Origin of the sequence: uncultured Gordonia sp. (assembly GCF_937858515.1) — a bacterium.
Lineage (GTDB): Bacteria > Actinomycetota > Actinomycetes > Mycobacteriales > Mycobacteriaceae > Gordonia.
The window spans coordinates 1-3,679 of sequence record NZ_CALLZT010000113.1; the positions used below are offsets into that span (position 1 = coordinate 1).

A 3,679-nucleotide genomic window follows, 5' to 3' on the forward strand; every position below is an offset into this window, starting at 1 on the left:
ACCTCGACTTCGACCTGGACCTGTCCGATGTGGTGTTCCTGGCCACGGCCAACGTTATCGAGAACATCCCGGCGGCGCTGCTGGACCGGATGGAACTGGTGACCATCGACGGGTACACCGAGGACGACAAGGTGGCGATCGCGCGTGGGCATCTGGTGCCGCGGCAGATCGAGAGGGCCGCGTTGTCCGCCGACGAGGTGACCGTCGGTGATGACGCATTGCGTGAGATCGCGGCGAACTTCACCCGCGAACCCGGTGTGCGGCAATACGAACGGCTGCTGGCGAAACTGACGCGCAAGGTGGCGACGAAACTCGCCGCGGGCAAGGCATCGGCACCGGTGATGATCGGAGTCGACGACCTCAAGGAGTATCTGGGGCGGCCCCGGTTCCTGCCCGAATCGGCGGAACGGACCGAAGTTCCCGGTGTGGCAACGGGTTTGGCCGTGACCGGAATGGGCGGCGATGTGCTGTACATCGAGGTGAGCGCCACCGGCTCCGGCACCGAGGACGGCGAGCCACGTCTGCAACTGACCGGACAGCTCGGTGACGTGATGAAGGAGTCCGCGCAGATCGCGCTGTCGTATGTCCGTTCGCACGCAAGCGAACTCGGCGTCGATCCGGCCGCACTGAACCGCACCGTCCATGTGCACGTGCCGGCGGGCGCGGTGCCCAAGGACGGGCCGTCGGCGGGTGTCACCATGGTCACCGCACTGGTGTCGATGGCGACCGGGCGCCGGGTGCGCGGCGATGTCGGGATGACCGGCGAGGTCACTCTCAACGGGCGGGTGCTGCCGATCGGCGGGGTGAAGCAGAAACTGCTTGCCGCACAACGCAATGGGCTCAGCACCGTGTTCATCCCGCAACGCAACGAACCCGACCTCGACGACGTGCCCACCGAGATCCTCGACGCCTTGGAGGTGATCCCGATGACGGATGTCGCGGAGATTGTTTCCCGGGCACTGGACCCGGCCGCGGAGTCTTCTGCGTCGGCGGCCTGAGTTCTTGACCCAAACCCCACCGCACGGCCTCGGCATCGACATTATTGTGATGCCGACGCTGAGCGGTGGGGTTTCGGGCGGTCAGTGCGCGTAGTGGCGGTGTTCGGTGGTGTCCTCGGGATTGCGGTAGACGTCGAGTGGGTGCCGTACCTGGCGGGCCAGGTAGCGGCTGGAGCCTTTCTGCAGTGCCGGTAGCCGACCGGCCGCGGCGACCGTGACCAGCCGGCCGCCGATGAACGGGCCGGTCGCGGCGATGCGGGCCAGGTCACCGATGCCTATGTTGACGCCCATCCGCTTGGCGGTCCGGGGGTTGAAGTCGCAGAAGGCGCCGCAGAACGCTGCCTTGCTGTAGCTTTTCTCCACCGAGTCGGCCATGCGGTCGAACAGTCGGTCGGTCGGTCGTAGATAGGCATCCATCGTGGAGGTGACCAGGCTGCGGCAGGAGTCGTCGAATCCGTCTCGCAGGGTGGCGCCGCGGACGTGGAACATGTCGACGATGTCCTGCGGGTCAGCGGGCAGGAGTTCTTCGGGCAGGCCGAGCAGAAAACACCGGTACCGGTAGAACTCGATCATCGCGCGCTCGTCGTCGGTGAAGCCGCGGCCGGCGCGCAGAGCCCCACGGGAAACCAGGTACGGGCCGATCATTCCGGCGGGCAGTTGGTCGAGCTGGGGGATGGGGAGTCCGTAAACGGCCGCGTCCCAGGCACGTCCGGACCGCCCGCTGCCGCGGGTGAGCGCGTTGTAGCGCACCATCGAGTGCATCACCCGAACCATCACCGCCGCCTCGAACCCGGGGCCGAAACGCACGAGTGCACCGGGCAGGGTGGTGACGGTGAAGAAAGCGGTGGTCTCGTTGACCCGGTACGCCGCCCGCCTGCCCGACAACGCGCCTGTCAGCGTCATCGGCAGCGCGGCATAACTGTTGGTGAAGGTGGCGATGAAGGCACCGCGGGTCACGAACGGGGCGATGAGCCCGGTGATCAGGCGGGACCGTGCGGCGCCCCGCTCGATGAGATCGTGGTCGATCCAGTCAGGCTTCTCCTCCATGACGGCGAGCAGGCCGGCCAGCTCCGGGGGCGCCTCCGGAACGTTCTCGATACCCTCCCGGCACGCCCGGCGGATCAGGCCGATGAGTTCGGTCACCGAGAGGTCCCGGGACAGCGCGGCGACCCGGTCCGCGGGGACGTCGCCGAGGTAGAGCGCGGTCCGCATCAGCTCCACAAGGCGTGCGTCATCGAGGTACGCCGCTCGGTTGCCTCTCCGGGGTGGTAGGGCACTCTTGGCGGCGGGATCGGTGGTGAACCGCTCCGGAGTCGCCGTGAAGTCGAGATTCCCGTACATCTCGGGAAGGTCGTCGGCCTGCCGGAGGACCCTGGCCGCCAGTTTGGGGTAGTAGGTCGCCATCTTCCTCCCAACGGACGCAACTGCCCGAACTGTAATGCTTCGTCGTAGGTCTGGATGGTGGGGTCCGCCGCTTTGGGAAGTATGAGCGACATGTACTCAACTTTTTTCCGGGATCGGGAACAGATCGGGACGGTCGCCCGTTGGACAGACCATGGAACTTGAGCAATATCCACTCAACTTGAGTTGACCGCAGACGATCGTTCGGCTAGAACATGAGTCGGCTGCACTGAAGTTGAGTGCCTGCGCAGGTTTCGGGCAAACCAACCCGCGCCGCATCGGCGCCGGTCGCAGAAGCTTGGGCGCAACGCCCTGAAACAGGAGGATAAACAGATGTCACGTGCTGTTGGAATCGACCTCGGCACCACCAACTCCGTCGTCTCGGTGCTGGAAGGTGGCGAATCGACCGTCATCGCCAACGCGGAGGGTTCGCGGACCACGCCGTCCGTCGTCGCCTTCGCCCGCAACGGTGAGGTCCTGGTGGGTCAGCCCGCCAAGAACCAGGCCGTCACCAACGTCGACCGCACCATCCGCTCGGTCAAGCGCCACATGGGCGAGGACTGGACCGTCGACATCGACGACAAGAAGTACACCCCGCAGGAAATCAGCGCGCGTACGCTCATGAAGCTCAAGCGCGACGCCGAGGCCTACCTCGGCGAGGACGTCGAGGACGCCGTCATCACCGTCCCCGCCTACTTCAACGACTCGCAGCGCCAGGCCACCAAGGAAGCCGGCCAGATCGCCGGCCTGAACGTGCTTCGCATCGTCAACGAGCCCACCGCCGCGGCCCTGGCCTACGGCCTGGACAAGGGTGAGAAGGAACAGACCATCCTGGTCTTCGACCTCGGCGGCGGCACCTTCGACGTCTCGCTGCTGGAAATCGGCGACGGCGTCGTCGAGGTCCGCGCCACCTCCGGCGACAACAACCTCGGTGGTGACGACTGGGATCAGCGCGTCGTCGACTGGCTGGTGGAGAAGTTCAAGTCGCAGAACGGCATCGACCTGACCAAGGACAAGATGGCCCTGCAGCGTCTGCGTGAGGCCGCGGAGAAGGCCAAGATCGAACTGTCGGCATCGCAGTCGACCTCGATCAACCTGCCGTACATCACCGTCGACGCCGACAAGAACCCGCTGTTCCTCGACGAGCAACTCTCGCGCGCCGAATTCCAGAAGATCACCTCCGATCTGCTCGAACGCACCCGCGCACCGTTCCAGGCCGTCATCAAGGACGCCGGGATCTCGGTCGGCGACATCGACCACGTGGTCCTCGTCGGCGGCTC

Annotated in this window: 3 protein-coding genes; 2 read left to right on the forward strand and 1 reads right to left on the reverse strand. The window is 65.9% G+C overall.

Translation table 11 applies throughout. The features are described from left to right. The coding region (locus Q0627_RS10445) for a S16 family serine protease (RefSeq protein WP_298809543.1) at window positions 1-998 on the forward strand (998 nt) is incomplete at its 5' end. Window positions 999-1,079: 81 nt separating this feature from the next. On the opposite strand, the gene Q0627_RS10450 is transcribed toward Q0627_RS10445, so the two are convergent. Beyond that, complete coding sequence (locus tag Q0627_RS10450; protein ID WP_298809548.1) at window positions 1,080-2,402, reverse strand: oxygenase MpaB family protein; 1,323 nt, start codon at window positions 2,400-2,402, stop codon at window positions 1,080-1,082. A 330-nt stretch (window positions 2,403-2,732) separates the two neighbouring features. On the opposite strand from Q0627_RS10450, the gene Q0627_RS10455 reads away from it, so the two are divergent. After that, a partial coding sequence (locus tag Q0627_RS10455) for an Hsp70 family protein (RefSeq protein WP_298809551.1) occupies window positions 2,733-3,679 on the forward strand: 947 nt, incomplete at its 3' end.

What these genes read in the sequence shown, in the direction of transcription:
- Q0627_RS10450 (WP_298809548.1), bottom strand. Translation starts at nt 2,402, where the DNA reads ATGGCGACCTACTACCCCAAACTGGCGGCCAGGGTCCTCCGGCAGGCC.